This is a genomic window from Citrobacter sp. CK185 (assembly GCF_030333565.1).
GTDB classification, from domain to species: domain Bacteria; phylum Pseudomonadota; class Gammaproteobacteria; order Enterobacterales; family Enterobacteriaceae; genus Citrobacter_B; species Citrobacter_B koseri.
Genome location: NZ_JAOWFR010000021.1, coordinates 18982 through 36897, shown reverse-complemented (window position 1 = coordinate 36897; position 17916 = coordinate 18982). Strand labels below are relative to the sequence as shown.

Below are 17916 nucleotides of genomic sequence, written 5' to 3'. Positions count from 1 at the left end.
CAATCTATACGCAAAGAAGTTTAGATGTCCAGATGTATTGACGTCTATTGTAACAATGTTTACTCTGGTGCCTGACTTTTCACCGATTCAGCCCAGGAACTTCTCAACATGACGCGTAAACAGGCCACCATCGCAGTGCGTAGCGGGTTAAATGACGACGAGCAGTACGGTTGCGTTGTCCCGCCGATTCACCTTTCCAGCACCTATAACTTCACTGGTTTTAATGAACCTCGCGCCCATGACTATTCGCGACGTGGAAATCCGACGCGTGATGTGGTTCAGCGCGCGCTGGCGGAGCTGGAGGGCGGTACGGGCGCGGTGCTGACCAATACCGGGATGTCGGCCATTCTGCTGGTGACGACCGTGTTCCTGAAACCGGGCGATCTGCTGGTGGCGCCGCACGACTGCTACGGCGGCAGCTATCGCCTGTTTGACAGCCTGGCGAAGCGGGGCTGTTATCGCGTGCTGTTTGTCGATCAAGGCGATGAGCAGGCGCTGAAAGCGGCGCTGGCGGAAAAACCGAAGCTGGTGCTGGTGGAAAGCCCCAGTAATCCGTTGTTACGCGTGGTAGATATTGCGAAAATCTGCCAGCTGTCGCGAGAAGCGGGCGCGGTGAGCGTTGTGGACAACACGTTTTTAAGCCCTGCACTGCAAAATCCGCTGGCGTTGGGCGCCGATCTGGTGTTGCATTCATGCACGAAATATTTAAACGGCCATTCGGATGTGGTGGCTGGCGTGGTGATTGCGAAAGATCCAGAGATTGTCACCGAACTGGCATGGTGGGCCAATAATATCGGCGTCACCGGCGGCGCGTTTGATAGCTATCTGCTGCTACGTGGGCTGCGTACTCTGGCGCCGCGAATGGACGTGGCTCAGCGCAATGCCCAGGCCATTGTGGACTATCTGCAAACCCAACCGCTGGTGAAAAAACTGTACCATCCGTCGCTGCCGGATAATCAAGGGCACGAGATTGCCGCGCGCCAGCAAAAAGGCTTTGGCGCAATGTTGAGTTTTGAACTGGATGGCGATGAGCAGACGCTGCGTCGTTTCCTGGGCGGGCTGTCGTTGTTTACGCTGGCGGAATCCTTAGGGGGTGTTGAAAGCCTGATCTCCCACGCCGCAACGATGACACATGCAGGCATGGCGCCAGAAGCGCGTGCTGCCGCCGGAATTTCAGAGACGCTGCTGCGTATCTCCACCGGTATTGAAGATGGCGAAGATTTAATTGCCGACCTGGAAAATGGCTTCCGGGCTGCAAACAAGGGGTAAACATGAGTGTGATTGCGCAGGCAGGGGCGAAGGGTCGTCAACTGCATAAATTTGGTGGCAGTAGTCTGGCAGACGTGAAATGTTATCTGCGTGTCGCAGGCATTATGGCGGAGTACTCGCAGCCTGACGATATGATGGTTGTTTCCGCCGCCGGTAGTACCACCAACCAGTTGATTAGCTGGCTGAAGTTAAGCCAGACCGACCGCCTCTCCGCGCATCAGGTGCAACAGACGTTACGCCGCTATCAGAGCGATCTGATCAGCGGGCTGCTTCCCGCCGACGTTGCGGATGGCCTGATCAGCGCTTTCATTAGCGATCTGGAGCGTCTTGCCGCGCTGCTCGACAGCGGCGTGACCGATGCCGTTTATGCCGAAGTCGTCGGGCATGGCGAAATCTGGTCTGCGCGTCTGATGTCCGCAGTGCTGAATGAGCAAGGACTGGCGTCGGCATGGCTGGACGCGCGTGAGTTTTTACGCGCTGAACGCGCCGCGCAGCCGCAGGTAGATGAAGGTCTCTCTTACCCGTTACTGCAACAGTTGCTGGTGCAGCATCCGGGCAAGCGCCTGGTCGTTACCGGTTTTATCAGTCGCAGCAATGCGGGCGAGACGGTGCTGCTGGGCCGTAACGGCTCTGACTATTCCGCCACGCAAATTGGCGCGCTGGCGGGTGTTTCCCGCGTCACCATCTGGAGCGATGTGGCCGGGGTTTACAGCGCCGACCCGCGTAAAGTGAAAGATGCCTGCCTGCTGCCGCTGCTGCGTCTGGATGAAGCCAGCGAGCTGGCGCGTCTGGCCGCGCCGGTTCTGCACGCCCGTACCCTACAGCCGGTTTCCGGCAGCGATATCGATTTGCAGTTGCGCTGTAGCTACACGCCGGATCAGGGGTCCACGCGCATTGAACGCGTGCTGGCGTCCGGCACCGGGGCGCGTATCGTCACCAGCCATGATGACGTTTGCCTGATTGAGTTTCAGGTGCCCGCCAGCCAGGACTTTAAACTGGCCTGGAGAGACGTCGACCAGATTCTGAAACGGGCGCAGGTGCGTCCGCTGGCGGTTGGCGTGCATAACGATCGCCATCTGCTGCAATTCTGCTACACCTCTGAAGTCGCTGATAGCGCATTAAAAATTCTTGATGAAGCGGGCCTGCCGGGCGAATTGCGCCTGCGTCAGGGGCTGGCGCTGGTCGCGATGGTTGGCGCTGGCGTCACCCGTAACCCGCTGCACTGCCACCGCTTCTGGCAACAGCTGAAAGGCCAGCCGGTTGAATTTACCTGGCAGTCGGAAGAGGGGATCAGCCTGGTGGCCGTACTGCGCACCGGCCCGACCGAAAGCCTGATTCAGGGGCTGCACCAGTCTATTTTCCGCGCGGAAAAACGCATCGGCCTGGTGCTGTTCGGCAAAGGCAACATCGGTTCCCGCTGGCTGGAACTGTTTGCCCGCGAGCAGAGTACGCTCTCCGCGCGTACCGGGTTTGAATTTGTCCTGGCGGGCGTGGTGGATAGCCGTCGCAGCCTGCTGAACTACGAAGGGCTGGATGCCAGCCGTGCGCTGGCGTTCTTCAACGACGAAGCGATTGAGCAGGATGAAGAGTCGCTGTTCCTGTGGATGCGCGCCCACCCGTATGACGATCTGGTGGTGCTGGATGTCACCGCCAGCGAGCAACTGGCCGATCAGTATCTTGATTTCGCCAGCCACGGCTTCCACGTCATCAGCGCCAATAAACTGGCGGGGGCGAGCACCAGCGATAAATATCGCCAGATCCACGACGCGTTCGAAAAAACCGGGCGTCACTGGCTGTATAACGCGACCGTCGGCGCGGGCCTGCCGATCAACTATACGGTGCGCGATCTGATTGACAGCGGCGATGCCATTCTGTCGATCAGCGGGATCTTCTCCGGCACGCTGTCGTGGCTGTTCCTGCAATTTGACGGTTCCATACCGTTTACCGATCTGGTGGATCAGGCCTGGCAGCAGGGGCTGACCGAGCCGGACCCGCGTGTTGACCTTTCTGGTAAAGATGTGATGCGCAAGCTGGTGATTCTGGCGCGTGAAGCGGGTTACGACATCGAGCCGGACCAGGTGCGCGTTGAATCGCTGGTGCCCGCACACTGCGAAGAGGGATCTGTCGATCACTTCTTTGAAAATGGCGATGAGCTGAATGAGCAGATGGTACAGCGTCTGGAAGCCGCTCGTGAAATGGGGCTGGTGCTGCGCTACGTGGCGCGTTTCGACGCCAACGGTAAAGCGCGCGTTGGCGTTGAAGCGGTGCGCCCGGAACATCCGCTGGCGGCGCTGCTGCCGTGCGATAACGTCTTTGCCATCGAAAGCCGTTGGTATCGCGACAATCCGCTGGTGATCCGCGGGCCGGGGGCCGGTCGTGACGTCACCGCCGGGGCGATTCAGTCGGATATCAACCGCCTGGCGCAGCTGCTGTAGTATTTGTTGCCGGATGGCGCTGCGCTTATCTGGTCTACGGAATATGTAGGCCGGATAAGGCAACGCCGCCACCCGGCGATTCACCGAGTTGCAAACACCTCTTTTGCGGCGAACAGACCGTTCAGCGCAGCCGGGAAACCGGCATAAACCGCCATCTGCATTATCACTTCGATAATTTCCTCCTGCGTTAACCCCACATGTCGCGCGGCGGCAATGTGTACCTTCAACTGCGGCGTGGCGTTGCCCAGCGCGGTTAACGCGGCGACGGTTGCGATTTCCCGACTGCGTAAATCCAGCCCTGGCCGGGAATAGATATCGCCAAACGGAAATTCGATCAGATAGCGGGCAAAATCTGGCGCAATGTCTTGCAAACTTTCGATCACCGCATCGCCACCCTTGCCATCCACCTGTTGCAGCATTTTCTGACCGGTAATAAAGCGTTCTGAATGCATAGTGTATTCCTCGTTTGTCTGGAGTCTGTGGCGTGAGGATAGGGGGCGCGGAATGATTTGGATAATACCGTTTCCGTGATACCTTTTCGGTATGACAACATCCCCTCTGCACTCTCTGGATATCCGCCTGCTACGCTACTTTGCCGTGGTGGCGGAAGAGAACAATATGAGCCGCGCGGCACAGCGACTGTTTATGTCGCAACCGCCGCTGAGCCGCCATATTCGCCAGCTTGAAGAACGTCTGGGGGTGACGCTTTTTGTCCGTCATACTCGTGGACTTACGCTGACGGATGAGGGTCTGCGCGCGCTGGAAATCGTCCGCCCGCTGCTGGCGCAGCAGGACAAAACGTATGCTGCGCTGAATCAACTGGCGCAAACCGGCGCGCAATCGCTGCGTTTAGGGCTGAGCACCGCGTTTGAGCAGGGGATTTTTGCCCCCCTGGAGGCGCAGCTGAATACGCGTGTGGAGAGGCTGCATATTGTGCGTCATGGTTCGCCTGAACTGGTACGCCAGGTACGTCGGGGGAAACTGGATGCGGCGCTGGTGGCGCTGCCGCTTGAGGCCACAGGGTTAACCGTCACGCCGCTCGACTGGCAAGAACCGTTGATTGCCGCATTACCCTCCGTCTGGCCGGAAGCGAGCCTGACGTCGCTCTCCTTAGCTGCGCTTAACCACCGCCCGCTGTTCTGGTTCAAACGGGAACGTAATCCGGCCTTTTTTGACTACACCCGACACATTTTCCGTCGCGCTGGCTACGCCCCCTCCTGCCTTGAAGAACCGCTGGAACATGATGTGCTGCTCGCGCGAATCGCCCACGGCGATGGCCTGAGTTTGCTCCCGGGCTCGTTTGCCGCTATTCAGCGCCAGGGCGTGATATTCCGCGTACTTAGCGACACTGAATTACGTATTCGTGCCGGGCTGGTGATGCTGCCTGAGAACGCTGTACGGTTGCGGTGGTTAAATACGCTTGCGATGCAATCCTTCATTATTTCGGACTGATTTGAATTTTTTTCACGTTGTCTGAGTATTCCTCACCTTTAACAGTGATTTTTCTGTTGACGGCATCCCACTTTTCGGTCATTTTTACATCCAGACGTCTAAACGGATAGATGTTCACAACACAACATATAATGACATGCGATTGATGAGGTAAGGTATGAGCTTTTTTCACGCCAACCAGCGGGAAGCCCTGAATCAGAGCCTGGCGGAAGTTCAGGGTCAGATTAATGTTTCGTTCGAGTTTTTCCCGCCGCGCACCAGTGAAATGGAGCAAACCTTGTGGAACTCTATCGATCGACTGAGCAGCCTGAAACCGAAGTTTGTCTCCGTGACCTACGGCGCCAACTCCGGTGAGCGCGACCGTACGCACAGCATCATCAAAGGCATTAAAGAGCGTACGGGCCTGGAAGCCGCGCCGCACCTGACCTGCATCGACGCCACCCGCGATGAACTGCGTACCATTGCCCAGGATTACTGGAATAACGGTATCCGTCATATTGTTGCCCTGCGCGGCGACCTGCCGCCGGGGAGCGGCAAGCCGGATATGTATGCCGCTGACCTGGTCAGCTTACTGAAAGAGGTTGCCGATTTTGATATCTCCGTCGCCGCTTACCCGGAAGTCCACCCGGAAGCGAAAAGCGCGCAGGCGGATTTGCTCAACCTGAAACGCAAAGTCGATGCTGGCGCTAACCGCGCAATTACCCAGTTTTTCTTCGATGTGGAAAGCTACCTGCGTTTTCGCGATCGCTGCGTCTCTGCGGGTATTGATGTCGAAATTATTCCGGGCATTCTGCCGGTCTCCAACTTTAAGCAGGCGAAGAAATTCGCTGATATGACTAACGTGCGTATTCCGGCGTGGATGTCACAGATGTTTGACGGCCTGGATGACGATGCGGAAACCCGTAAGCTGGTTGGGGCGAATATCGCGATGGACATGGTGAAGATCCTGAGCCGTGAAGGCGTGAAAGATTTCCACTTCTACACCCTGAACCGCGCTGAAATGAGTTACGCCATTTGCCACACGTTGGGTGTGCGGCCCGGCCTGTAACATGATTAGCCCTCTTCGGAGGGCTTTTTTATGCACATTTTGATCTGACGCCTGATACATAAATTTAAAAGATATTAGCTATCGAATCTGTGGGTTATTTCAACTATATCTTATCGTTGGTGATGTATATCGTAACGATAACACTGTAGAGGGAGCATATAGATGAGCATGTCTGACGATACCCATAATTCATTGTCTACCGGGAAGTGCCCTTTCCATCAGGGCAGCCACGACCGTAGCGCGGGTGCTGGCACCAGCAGCCACGACTGGTGGCCTAACCAACTCCGTGTAGATCTTTTGAATCAGCACTCCAACCGTTCGAACCCGCTGGGTGAGGACTTCGACTACCGCAAAGAATTTAGCAAACTCGACTATTCCGCCCTGAAAGGGGACCTTAAAGCTCTCCTGTCCGATTCTCAGCCGTGGTGGCCTGCGGACTGGGGCAGCTATGCCGGTCTGTTTATTCGTATGGCATGGCATGGCGCGGGCACTTATCGTTCCGTCGACGGGCGCGGCGGCGCCGGACGCGGGCAGCAGCGTTTTGCACCGCTGAACTCCTGGCCGGACAACGTCAGCCTGGATAAGGCGCGTCGTCTGCTGTGGCCTGTCAAGCAGAAATATGGCCAGAAAATCTCCTGGGCCGACCTGTTTATTCTGGCGGGTAACGTGGCGCTGGAGAACTCCGGTTTCCGTACGTTCGGTTTTGGCGCCGGGCGTGAAGATGTGTGGGAACCGGATCTTGATGTGAACTGGGGGGATGAGAAAGCCTGGCTGACGCACCGTCATCCCGAAGCGCTGGCGAAAGCGCCGTTAGGCGCTACCGAAATGGGGCTTATCTACGTTAACCCGGAAGGGCCGGATCACAGCGGTGAACCGCTTTCCGCCGCTGCGGCTATCCGCGCGACGTTCGGCAATATGGGCATGAACGACGAAGAAACCGTGGCGCTGATTGGCGGCGGTCACACGCTGGGTAAAACCCACGGTGCGGCGGCGGCGTCCCATGTTGGCGTTGATCCAGAAGCCGCGCCGATTGAATTGCAGGGGCTGGGCTGGAGCAGTGACTACGGCAGCGGCGCAGGCGGCGATGCGATTACCTCGGGTCTGGAAGTGGTCTGGTCGCAGACGCCGACCCAGTGGAGTAATTACTTCTTCGAAAACCTGTTCAAATACGAGTGGGTGCAGACGCGCAGCCCGGCGGGCGCGATCCAGTTCGAAGCGGTTGATGCGCCAGAAATCATTCCCGATCCGTTCGATCCGTCGAAGAAACGTAAACCCACCATGCTGGTGACTGACCTGACGCTGCGTTTCGATCCAGAATTCGAGAAAATTTCCCGTCGTTTCCTCAACGATCCGCAGGCGTTTAACGAAGCATTCGCCCGCGCATGGTTCAAACTGACGCACAGGGATATGGGGCCAAAAGCGCGCTATATCGGGCCGGAAGTACCGAAAGAAGATCTGATTTGGCAGGACCCGCTGCCGCAGCCGGTATTTAATCCGAGCCAGGAAGACATCGTCAACCTGAAGGCCGCGATTGCCGCGTCCAGGCTTTCCGTCAGCGAACTGGTGTCGGTTGCATGGGCATCTGCGTCAACCTTCCGTGGCGGCGATAAACGTGGCGGCGCCAACGGCGCTCGCCTGGCTTTAGCACCGCAGCGAGACTGGGATGTGAACGCCGCTGCGGCGCGCGTTCTGCCGGTTCTGGAAGAGATTCAGAAATCGTCCGGGAAGGCGTCTCTGGCCGATATCATCGTCCTTGCGGGCGTCGTTGGTGTGGAGCAGGCAGCAAGTGCGGCGGGCGTCAGCATCAGCGTGCCGTTCGCGCCGGGCCGTGTGGATGCACGTCAGGATCAGACGGATATCGAGATGTTTGAGCTTCTCGAACCGATCGCAGACGGCTTCCGTAACTATCGCGCACGGCTTGATGTGTCGACCACCGAGTCACTGCTGATTGATAAAGCGCAGCAACTGACGCTGACCGCGCCGGAGATGACGGCGCTGGTGGGTGGGATGCGCGTTCTGGGCGCTAACTTTGATGGCAGCCAGAATGGCGTGTTTACCGACCGTCCGGGCGTACTCAGCAATGATTTCTTTGTGAATCTGCTGGATATGCGTAACGAGTGGAAAGCGGCGGACGAATCGAAAGAGCTGTTCGAAGGCCGCGATCGCCTGAGCGGTGAGGTGAAATTTACGGCTACCCGCGCAGACCTGGTATTCGGTTCTAACTCGGTACTGCGTGCCCTGGCGGAAGTTTACGCCAGCAGCGATGCGCGTGAGAAATTCGTGAAGGATTTCGTCGCGGCATGGGTGAAAGTGATGAACCTGGATCGTTTCGATCTGCTGTAAGCCATCTCAGTAAAATGTGTAGGCCGGATGAGCGTCAGCGCCATCCGGCAAATAAAAAAAAGCCCGCACGATCTGCGGGCTTTTTGTCTCTCCTGACCGTTATTCCCACTCTTGCAGGAAACGCTGACCGTACTGGTCGGCAACCAGCAGGGCGGCGTAAACCTGATCCGGCGTGGCGCCGCCAGGCATGTTGTGAATGGTTTCGCCTTCCGCGCAGGAGGCTTCCGCCACCGTGCGCATCTTCGCCGGAATATCCTGCTTAATATCCAGTTGCGCCAGCGTGATCGGCAGGCCAACGGAATGGCACAACGCCGCAGCGGTTTCTATCTCTTCAACCGGCGCGTTTTCCAGTACCAGTTGCGTCAGCGTGCCGAACGCCACTTTCTCACCGTGATAGTAGTGATGCGCGTCTGGAATCGCCGTCAGGCCGTTATGTATGGCATGCGCCGCCGCCAGACCGCCGCTTTCAAAACCGACGCCGCTCAGGTAAGTGTTGGCTTCAATCACGCGTTCCAGCGCTGGCGTGACGACATGCTGCTCAGCCGCCAGCATGGCCTTCTCACCCTCTTCGATCAGCGTGTTATAGCACAACTCCGCCAGCGCGAGCGCCGCCTGTGTACACTTGCCGCCCGCCATCGTGGTCGCGCCGCTGCGTGAACAGGCGCGCGCTTCAAACCAGGTCGCCAGCGCATCGCCGATACCGGCAGCCAGCAGACGTGCGGGCGCGCCCGCGACAATTTTGGTATCAACAATCACCATATTCGGGTTACGCGGCAGCATCAGATAGCGTTCAAACTCGCCTGCATCGGTGTAGATCACGGAAAGCGCGCTACAGGGGGCATCGGTAGAGGCGATGGTCGGCGCGATAGCGACCGGGACATCCATAAAGTGGGCCAGCGCTTTCGCGGTATCCAGCGTTTTGCCGCCGCCGATGCCGAGAACGGCGCCGCACTGCGCTTTATCTGCGACGATACGCAGACGATCGATTTCATTTTGCGAACATTCGCCGCCAAATGGCGCGATTTCCAGAGCCAGTCCGGCATCCTGGAAACTTTTCTCCAGCGCGGACTGGGCAAAATTTAAGACAAACTTGTCTCCGACCACCAGCCAGCGTTCGGCCAGGGGTTTGAGATATTCTCCAAGACGTGTGATGACATCTGCACCCTGGATGTATTTACCAGGAGATTGAATAATGTGGTCCATACTTTATTTCCCTCACAGGTTGATGTGGCCAAATGCGTTATTCCAGTCTTGCTCAAACTTCCCTATAGCTGACTCTACCGCAGGGGTATTGAGCATTTGTTGAGCTACATCTAAAGGAAGGGTGATTGCTTCGCATCCTGCGAGTAAGCAATCCAGCGCCTGACGCGGCGTTTTAAAGCTGGCGGCCAGTACCATGCTGCCCGGCGCATGCATCTCCAGCAAGGTTTGCAGTTCCTGCACCATACGGATGCCGTCGCCGCCCTGGGCATCAACCCGATTGACATACGGGGCGACGTATTTTGCGCCTGCCAGCGCCGCCAGCAAGCCCTGCGCTGCGCTGTAGACAGCCGTTCCCAGCGTCGTAATACCTTCTTTTTTGAGCTGTTTGATCGCCGCCAGACCTTCGGCAGTGACCGGAATCTTCACCACAATACCAGGAATGGCATTGCTCAGGCGTTTGGCTTCTTCCACCATTCCTTGCGCATCGCGGCTCATCGTCTGGGCAAATAGCGTTCCCTCTTCGCCGATGGCTTTTTGCAGGCGAGGCAGTACATCCCAGATGGATTCTTTACTCGCCGCCACAATGCTTGGGTTGGTAGTGACGCCAGCAACAGGGAAGATGCGCGCCAGACGTTCGACTTCCGCGACGTTCGCGGTATCCAGATAGAGTTCCATTTTGCTCCCTCTTAGAGTTCAAGTTCATGTTGCAACAGGCTGGCAATTGCCTCGGCAGATGCGGCGTTGACCAGCGCGTTGCGGAATTCTTCGTGCATAATGCGGCGGGCCAGGCGTGAGAAAATGCGCATATGCTGGTCGCCTGCGGCGTGTTTGTTGAGTGTCAGCATGATGATGAACTGCGCATCGTCATCGCCCCAGCGTACCGGCGCTTTCAGACGCGCCACGCTGATGGTGGACTGCTCAATGTGTTCAGATTTGCTGTGCGGAATGGCGAAGCTAAACCCTAACCCGGTGGAGAACACGGCTTCACGCGCCCACAGGTCGGCCTCCAGCTTGCGCGGGTAGCGACAGCGGCTTGCCAGCAGCAGGTTGTCGGTCATCCCCTTGATCACCTCTTCTTTGCTGCGCCAGTCGCTATCAAGCGTGATGCACTGGGCGGTGACCAGCGGCGCGTCCTGCTGGGTCATGCGGAATTGCGCCAGCAGATGCTCCACTTCCAGCGAGGTGCGACAGGCCATCGCCTGATTCAGCAACTGGCGGCAGGCACGACTGTCGAGCTGCGCCATCCGCGCTTTAGCGGCAGGAATTGACGGCGCGCTCATGCTGATCTCGTCCAGCCCCAGTCCGACCAGCAGCGGCAACACTGACCCTTTCGCGCCGAGTTCACCGCACAGGCCAATCCATTTCCCCTGACGATGTACCGCCTGTACGGCGAAATCCAGCGCGCGCAGGAAGGCCGGATTCAGGCTGTTGTAGTGACGAGTGACTTTGGCGTTGTCGCGATCGACCGCCAGCAGGTATTGCGTCAGGTCATTGCTGCCAATACTGAAGAAATCGATCTCTTCACAGCACTGGTCGATGATGAACATCACCGATGGCACTTCCAGCATGATGCCGAGGGGGATCTTCTCATCAAACGGGACGTGCTCGTTGCGTAACTGCTGTTTAGCCTCCGCCAGCTTCTCTTTGACCCACAGGATCTCTTCCATTGAGGAGATCATCGGGATCATGATTTTCAGGCTGCCGTGTGCGGAAGCGCGGAGGATCGATCGCAGCTGCGTGGTAAACAGCGTGGCGTACTCTTCATAAATACGTACGGCGCGATAGCCGAGGAACGGGTTGGCTTCCGCAGGAATGTTCAGATAATCAACGGGCTTGTCACCGCCGATATCCATCGTGCGCACAATAATGCTACGGCCCTGTGCGGACTCCAGCGCCTGGCAAAAAATGTTGTACAGCTCGTTCTCGCAAGGTGCGCTGGTTCTGTCCATATACAGCATTTCTGTACGGAACAGACCAACCGCTTCCGCGCCGTTGCCGAATGCCGCTTGCGCTTCGACGGAGTGCGCAATGTTGGCGGCCACTTCCATACGGATACCGTCGGCAGTGCGCGCTTGTTGGGTCAGCCAGATACGCTGTTGCTCGCGTAAAGCGTCCTGCACGCGGGCTTCCTGTTGGTAGTAACGGGTGACGGGTTCATCTGGCGCAACGACAATCGCACCGGCGTTGCCGTCGATATAGACCGTCTGGTGCAGCCACGGCGTTAGCGCCTCAATATCCACGCCAACCAGCGTGGGAATGTTGAATGAGCGGGCAAGAATAACCGTGTGCGAAGTTGTACCGCCGCTTTTTAACAACAAGCCTTTGAGGAACGTTTTGTCCAGTTCGAGGAACTGGCTTGGGGTGAGTTCATCGGCCATACAGACGGTGGGTTGGGTCAGTTTGCCTGGCGCCGGGAAGCGTTGTTCGCCATAAATTTGTTGCAGGAGCTGGAAGCAGACGTCGCGTACGTCCAGCGCGCGTTCCTGTAAATAGCGGCTGCTGGAACGGGCAAACTCATCACAAAAGTGCCCGGCGCTTTCGACTATCGCCTGCGCGCAGCTTAAACCGCGTGCAACGCCTGCCAGCAAATGTTGGCGCAGGGAGGTGTCGCCTGCCAGCGAACGGTGGGCTTCCAGAATAGCGCTGGTGGCGCCGTCGCTGTCGAGCTGGCGGAACGCAATATTCTTTATCAGCAGCGTTAAGCCGTTATCCAGCGCAGATTGCTCGGTCTCTATATCACTGGCAGCAGGGAGTTCGCCGAGCGTATTGAGATCCAGCGAGGAGAGCTGCGTCAGAACGCCGCCCGCGCTGCCGGTGCAGACGGCGCGGGCGCGAAAAAACAGCGGGTTCAGGTTTGTCAGCGATGCCGGAAGCGGCTCCAGCTCACTGTTTTTGATCTCCGCCAGAGGCGCATCGCAAAGGGGGAATTCATCGCGCAGCCATTGGCTCAGGCGCTGGTGGGCATCCTGTTCGTCCGTACCTGAAATCAATAACTGACAGGCGTCGCCTGCCAGCGTGTCGGTGCCAATCAGCGCCAGCGCGCTTTTGGCGTTGCCTTTACGGTCGGTGCGCAGGTTATGCCACTCAATGTGTGAGGTAAAGGTGTTGCACAGCGTCTCAACGTGGCTTGCCGGGCGGGCGTGTACGCCATTGGGCAGCTCACAGGTAAATTCCACAATCAGGGCCATTGCCTTTCTCCCATAACGATTTTCTGGCTACAGGATAAAAGGGCGTTGCCGCATAGTGCCATGTGACAAAACTGCCAAACGCTGGACAAATGTAACATACACGTCAAATTGCGAGACACTTCACAAGTCGGAGTGCGGCATCTTATTTCTGAGGTTTGATAAGTTATGAGGCGGATCGCATTTTTGTACTGATATTACAAAAATCCAGTAAATGGCCTTTTTATCCACTGTCTGCGCCGCGTTGGATTGCCTATTGTTTGCCACAACAACGTTATGGATAGGGGCCTGAAGCGGCCCGGGAGCGACTTATGAAAGAGTTGGTGCAGATCCTGAAAAACACCCGTCAACATCTGATGACCGGTGTTTCGCATATGATCCCCTTCGTCGTAGCGGGTGGGATCTTGCTGGCGGTTTCCGTCATGCTGTATGGCAAAGGCGCTGTTCCCGATGCCGCGACCGATCCTAATCTCAAGAAGCTTTTTGATATTGGCGTCGCAGGGCTGACGCTGATGGTGCCTTTTCTCGCCGCCTATATCGGTTACTCCATTGCTGAACGTTCCGCGCTGGCGCCTTGCGCGATCGGCGCCTGGGTGGGCAACAGCTTTGGCGCCGGGTTCTTTGGCGCGCTCATTGCCGGGATTATCGGCGGTATCGTCGTGCATTATCTGAAGAAAATCCCGGTGCATAAGGTATTGCGCTCGGTGATGCCTATCTTCGTTATCCCTATCGTCGGCACCTTCATTACCGCAGGCATCATGATGTGGGGGCTGGGCGAACCGGTTGGCGCGTTAACCACCAGCCTGACCCAATGGCTGCAAGGAATGCAGCAGGGCAGCATCGTGCTGCTGGCGGTCATCATGGGGTTGATGCTGGCCTTCGATATGGGCGGCCCGATTAACAAAGTGGCCTACGCCTTCATGCTGATTTGCGTGGCGCAGGGCGTATACAGCGTGGTGGCGATTGCTGCGGTGGGTATCTGCGTTCCGCCGCTGGGTCTGGGCCTGGCAACGCTGGTTGGTCGTAAAAACTTCTCTTCTGAAGAACGTGAAGCCGGTAAAGCCGCGCTGGTAATGGGCTGCGTTGGGGTCACGGAAGGCGCGATTCCTTTCGCTGCCGCCGATCCGCTGCGCGTGATCCCGTCCATTATGGTTGGCTCTGCCTGTGGCGCGGTAACGGCTGCGCTGTTTGGCGCGCAGTGTTATGCCGGCTGGGGCGGGCTGATTGTTCTGCCGGTTGTGGAAGGCAAGCTGGGTTATATCGCGGCAGTCGCTGTCGGGGCGGTAGTGACGGCAATCTGCGTTAACGTGCTGAAAAGTCTGGCGCGTAAGAAAGTGTCTCAGGTTGATGAGAAAGAAGACGACCTGGATTTAGAGTTTGAGATGAATTAAGTGAGGAATGAGCCATGACGAAGATTATCGCAGTAACAGCATGTCCTTCTGGTGTCGCACACACCTATATGGCGGCCGAAGCGCTGGAAAGCGCGGCCAAAGCGAAAGGCTGGGAAGTCAAAGTCGAGACCCAGGGCTCGATTGGTCTGGAAAACGAACTGACTGCGGCGGATGTGGCGGATGCGGATATGGTGATTCTGACCAAAGATATCGGCATCAAGTTTGAGGAACGCTTTGCGGGTAAAACCATTGTCCGCGTCAACATCAGCGATGCGGTAAAACGCGCCGATGCCATTATGAACAAAATTGACGCGCATCTTTCGCAAATCGCTTAACGTTAGAATGCCCGATGGCGCAAGCTTATCGGGCCTACGATGTTAATCCCCGTAGGCCGGATAAGGCGCTCACGCCGCCATCCGGCAACAAGCTTGCCTACAGGAGTTCCTCATGACGAATCGTACCCAGCGCCTTAAAGCCGCACTTTTCCAGAATAACCGTGAAATTTCGCTTGAGCGCGCGCAGCTGTATACCACCAGCTATCAGCAGACAGAGGGAGAGCCGGTCATATTGCGCCGTGCTAAAGCGACGGCGTATATCCTTGAGCATGTTGAAATTTCGATTCGTGATGAGGAGTTGATTGCCGGGAACCGCACGGTGAAACCGCGGGCGGGGATTATGTCGCCGGAAATGGACCCGTACTGGTTACTTAACGAGTTAGAACAGTTCCCGACGCGTCCGCAGGACCGTTTTGACATCAGCGAGGACGATAAGCGCCTCTACCGCGAGGTGCTGTTCCCGTACTGGGAAAAACGGTCGATGAAGGATTTCATCAACGGCCAGATGACCGATGACGTGAAAGCCGCCGTCAGCACGCAGATTTTTAGCGTTAACCAGACGGATAAAGGGCAGGGGCACATTATTATTGATTACCCGCGGCTGTTGAATCACGGTCTGGGTGAACTGGTGGCGCAAGTGCGGCAACACTGCCAGCAGCAGCCGGACAATCACTTTTACCAGGCGGCGTTGCTGTTGCTGGAGGCTTCGCAAGGCCACATTCTGCGTTACGCGACGCTGGCGGAGAAAATGGCGGAAAGCTGCCTGGATGCGCGTCGGCGTCAGGAGTTGCTCACCATTGCCGCGAACTCCCGACATAACATGCAGCACAAGCCGCAAACCTTCTGGCAGGCGTGCCAGCTGTTCTGGTACATGAACATCATTCTGCAATATGAGTCTAACGCCAGCTCGCTCTCGCTGGGGCGTTTTGACCAGTATATGCTGCCGTTTTATCAGGTATCGCTGAGCCAGGGCGAAGACCCGGCATTTTTAAAAGAACTCCTCGAATCGCTGTGGGTAAAATGTAACGACATCGTGCTGTTACGTTCGACCAGCAGCGCACGCTATTTCGCCGGATTCCCGACCGGTTACACCGCATTGCTTGGGGGATTGACGGAGAATGGACGCAGTGCGGTGAACGTGCTCTCTTTTCTCTGTCTTGACGCGTACCAGAATGTGCAACTGCCGCAGCCGAACCTTGGCGTGCGTACCAATGCGCTGATTGACACGCCCTTCCTGATGAAAACGGCGGAGACGATTCGCCTCGGCACCGGTATTCCGCAGATCTTTAATGATGAAGTGGTTGTGCCCGCGTTCCTGAACCGGGGTGTTTCGCTGGAGGACGCCCGTGATTACGCGGTAGTGGGGTGTGTGGAGCTGTCGATTCCGGGCAGAACCTACGGTCTGCACGACATCGCCATGTTCAACCTGCTGAAAGTGATGGAAATCAGCCTGTATGAGAATGAAGGAAACCACACGCTGACGTACGAAGATCTGTTGGCGCATATTCGCGCCAAAATCAGCCATTACATTACGCTGATGGTGGAAGGCAGTAATATTTGCGATATCGGCCACCGTGACTGGGCGCCGGTGCCGCTGCTTTCCTCGTTTATCAGCGACTGCCTGGATAAAGGCCGTGATATTACCGATGGCGGCGCGCGTTATAACTTCTCTGGCGTACAGGGGATTGGCATTGCTAATCTGAGCGACTCCCTGCACGCGTTAAAAGGGCTGGTATTTGATCAGCAACGTTTACGTTTCGATGAGCTGCTGGCGGTGTTAAAGGCGAACTTTGCGACGCCGGAAGGTGAGCGAATCCGTGCCCGGCTGATTAATCGCTTCGAGAAATACGGTAATGATATTGATGATGTGGATAACATCAGCGCTGAACTGCTGCGCCATTACTGTAAAGAGGTGGAGAAATACCAGAACCCGCGCGGTGGGCAATTTACACCGGGTTCATACACTGTCTCCGCGCATGTGCCGCTGGGTTCGGTGGTGGGGGCGACGCCGGATGGCCGTTTTGCCGGGGAACAGCTGGCAGACGGCGGGTTGTCGCCAATGCTCGGCCAGGATATGCAGGGGCCGACGGCGGTGCTGAAATCAGTAAGTAAATTGGATAACACGCTGCTTTCTAACGGTACGCTGCTCAACGTGAAGTTTACGCCCGCGACGCTGGAAGGTGAGGCCGGCTTGCGCAAACTGGCGGATTTTCTGCGCGCCTTTACCCAGCTTAAGCTACAGCATATTCAGTTTAACGTGTTGAATGCGGATACGTTGCGTGAAGCGCAATTGCGCCCGCAGGATTTCGCCGGGCTGGTGGTGCGCGTGGCGGGTTACAGTGCCTTCTTTGTCGAGCTGTCGAAGGAGATCCAGGATGACATCATTCGCCGCACCGCGCATCAGCTGTAAGAATCTGGAAACGAGCGCTGATGATGTCGCACGTATTTTCAACATTCAGCGTTATTCGTTGAATGACGGGCAGGGAATTCGTACGGTGGTCTTTTTTAAAGGCTGCCCGCATACCTGTCCGTGGTGCGCCAATCCAGAGTCTATTTCGCCACGCATCGAAACGGTGCGGCGGGAGAGTAAATGTCTGCATTGCTCGCCCTGCTTGCGTGATGCGGATGAGTGTCCTTCCGGGGCGTTTGAACGTATCGGGCGCGATATTACGCTGGATGAACTGGAACGCGAGGTGATGAAAGACGAACTCTTTTTTCGCACCTCCGGCGGCGGCGTCACGCTTTCTGGCGGTGAAGTATTAATGCAGGCGGCGTTTGCCACGCGGTTTTTGCAACGTCTGCGACGTTTCGGCATTTCCTGTGCGATTGAAACCGCAGGCGATGCGCCTGCCAGTCGGTTGCTACCGCTGGCTAAAGCGTGTGATGAAGTGCTGTTTGATTTAAAGATTATGGAGCCGCGCCAGGCGCATGAGGTGGTCAAAATGAATTTACCACGCGTGCTGGATAACCTGCGTTTACTGGTAAACGAGGGGATTACGGTCATCCCCCGTTTGCCGTTGATTCCGGGCTACACGCTCAACGTTGAGAATATGCAGCGTGCGTTGGCAGTGTTGCTATCGTCAGGGATTAATCAGGTGCACCTGCTACCGTTTCATCAGTATGGTGAAGCGAAATACCGTCTGCTTGGGCAGGCGTGGGCAATGAAAGATGTGCCTGTACCCTCGCCGCAAGAGGTGGCGGAAATGCAGGCGTTGGCAGAGCGAGCCGGGTTTCTGGTCACTGTGGGAGGTTAAT

General features: G+C 56.8%; 13 protein-coding genes. 9 read left to right on the top strand and 4 right to left on the bottom strand.

Annotated features, from left to right (window positions below; genetic code table 11):
* Positions 1-108: 108 nt before the first annotated feature.
* On the top strand, positions 109-1269 hold the full coding sequence (gene metB / locus OGV79_RS05300) for a cystathionine gamma-synthase (RefSeq protein ID WP_047459810.1): 1161 nt from the start codon (positions 109-111) through the stop codon (positions 1267-1269).
* 2 nt (positions 1270-1271) lie between these two features.
* Positions 1272-3704, top strand: a complete 2433-nt coding sequence (gene metL / locus OGV79_RS05295; protein WP_060815949.1) for a bifunctional aspartate kinase/homoserine dehydrogenase II — start codon at positions 1272-1274, stop codon at positions 3702-3704.
* Positions 3705-3784: 80 nt separating this feature from the next.
* Here metL and OGV79_RS05290 read toward each other — a convergent pair whose 3' ends face one another.
* Positions 3785-4156 carry a carboxymuconolactone decarboxylase family protein gene (locus OGV79_RS05290; protein WP_012133851.1) on the bottom strand — a complete coding sequence of 124 codons (372 nt, stop codon included), beginning with the start codon at positions 4154-4156 and terminating at the stop codon, positions 3785-3787.
* Between the two features lie 91 nt (positions 4157-4247).
* Between OGV79_RS05290 and OGV79_RS05285 the strand changes: the two genes are divergently transcribed.
* From OGV79_RS05285 to katG, 3 genes are all read left to right on the top strand, one after another.
* Positions 4248-5156 carry a LysR family transcriptional regulator gene (locus OGV79_RS05285; protein ID WP_058668383.1) on the top strand — a complete coding sequence of 303 codons (909 nt, stop codon included), beginning with the start codon at positions 4248-4250 and terminating at the stop codon, positions 5154-5156.
* A 157-nt stretch (positions 5157-5313) separates the two neighbouring features.
* Positions 5314-6204, top strand: a complete 891-nt coding sequence (metF, locus tag OGV79_RS05280) for a methylenetetrahydrofolate reductase (RefSeq protein WP_012133849.1) — start codon at positions 5314-5316, stop codon at positions 6202-6204.
* 162 nt (positions 6205-6366) lie between these two features.
* The gene (gene katG / locus OGV79_RS05275) at positions 6367-8547 is read left to right on the top strand and encodes a catalase/peroxidase HPI (RefSeq protein WP_286468041.1); all 2181 of its coding nucleotides are present in this window, start codon (positions 6367-6369) and stop codon (positions 8545-8547) included.
* A 99-nt stretch (positions 8548-8646) separates the two neighbouring features.
* Here the strand turns inward: katG and gldA are convergent, their stop codons facing one another.
* From gldA to ptsP, 3 genes are read right to left on the bottom strand one after another with little or no spacing between them, the layout of a single operon-like run.
* Positions 8647-9750, bottom strand: coding sequence for a bifunctional L-1,2-propanediol dehydrogenase/glycerol dehydrogenase (gldA, locus tag OGV79_RS05270; protein WP_012133847.1), 1104 nt, complete (start codon positions 9748-9750; stop codon positions 8647-8649).
* Between the two features lie 12 nt (positions 9751-9762).
* The gene (gene fsa / locus OGV79_RS05265; protein WP_058668384.1) at positions 9763-10425 is read right to left on the bottom strand and encodes a fructose-6-phosphate aldolase; all 663 of its coding nucleotides are present in this window, start codon (positions 10423-10425) and stop codon (positions 9763-9765) included.
* An 11-nt stretch (positions 10426-10436) separates the two neighbouring features.
* Complete coding sequence (gene ptsP / locus OGV79_RS05260; RefSeq protein WP_058668385.1) at positions 10437-12938, bottom strand: phosphoenolpyruvate--protein phosphotransferase; 2502 nt, start codon at positions 12936-12938, stop codon at positions 10437-10439.
* A 308-nt stretch (positions 12939-13246) separates the two neighbouring features.
* Here ptsP and OGV79_RS05255 point away from each other — a divergent pair, with 308 nt between their 5' ends.
* From OGV79_RS05255 to OGV79_RS05240, 4 genes are all read left to right on the top strand, one after another.
* Positions 13247-14326: a PTS fructose transporter subunit EIIC gene (locus tag OGV79_RS05255; protein ID WP_012133843.1), complete on the top strand. Its 1080-nt coding sequence runs from the start codon at positions 13247-13249 to the stop codon at positions 14324-14326.
* A gap of 14 nt (positions 14327-14340) precedes the next feature.
* Positions 14341-14661, top strand: coding sequence for a PTS fructose-like transporter subunit IIB (locus tag OGV79_RS05250; protein ID WP_024130658.1), 321 nt, complete (start codon positions 14341-14343; stop codon positions 14659-14661).
* Between the two features lie 112 nt (positions 14662-14773).
* A complete protein-coding gene (locus tag OGV79_RS05245) occupies positions 14774-17071 on the top strand; it encodes a formate C-acetyltransferase (RefSeq protein WP_286468023.1) in 2298 nt (765 codons plus the stop codon).
* Positions 17037-17915 (top strand): [formate-C-acetyltransferase]-activating enzyme, encoded by an 879-nt coding sequence (locus tag OGV79_RS05240; protein ID WP_286468016.1) that lies wholly within the window; start codon positions 17037-17039, stop codon positions 17913-17915. The genes OGV79_RS05245 and OGV79_RS05240 overlap by 35 nt, the downstream gene beginning before the upstream one ends.
* The last annotated feature ends 1 nt before the right edge of the window (position 17916 follow it).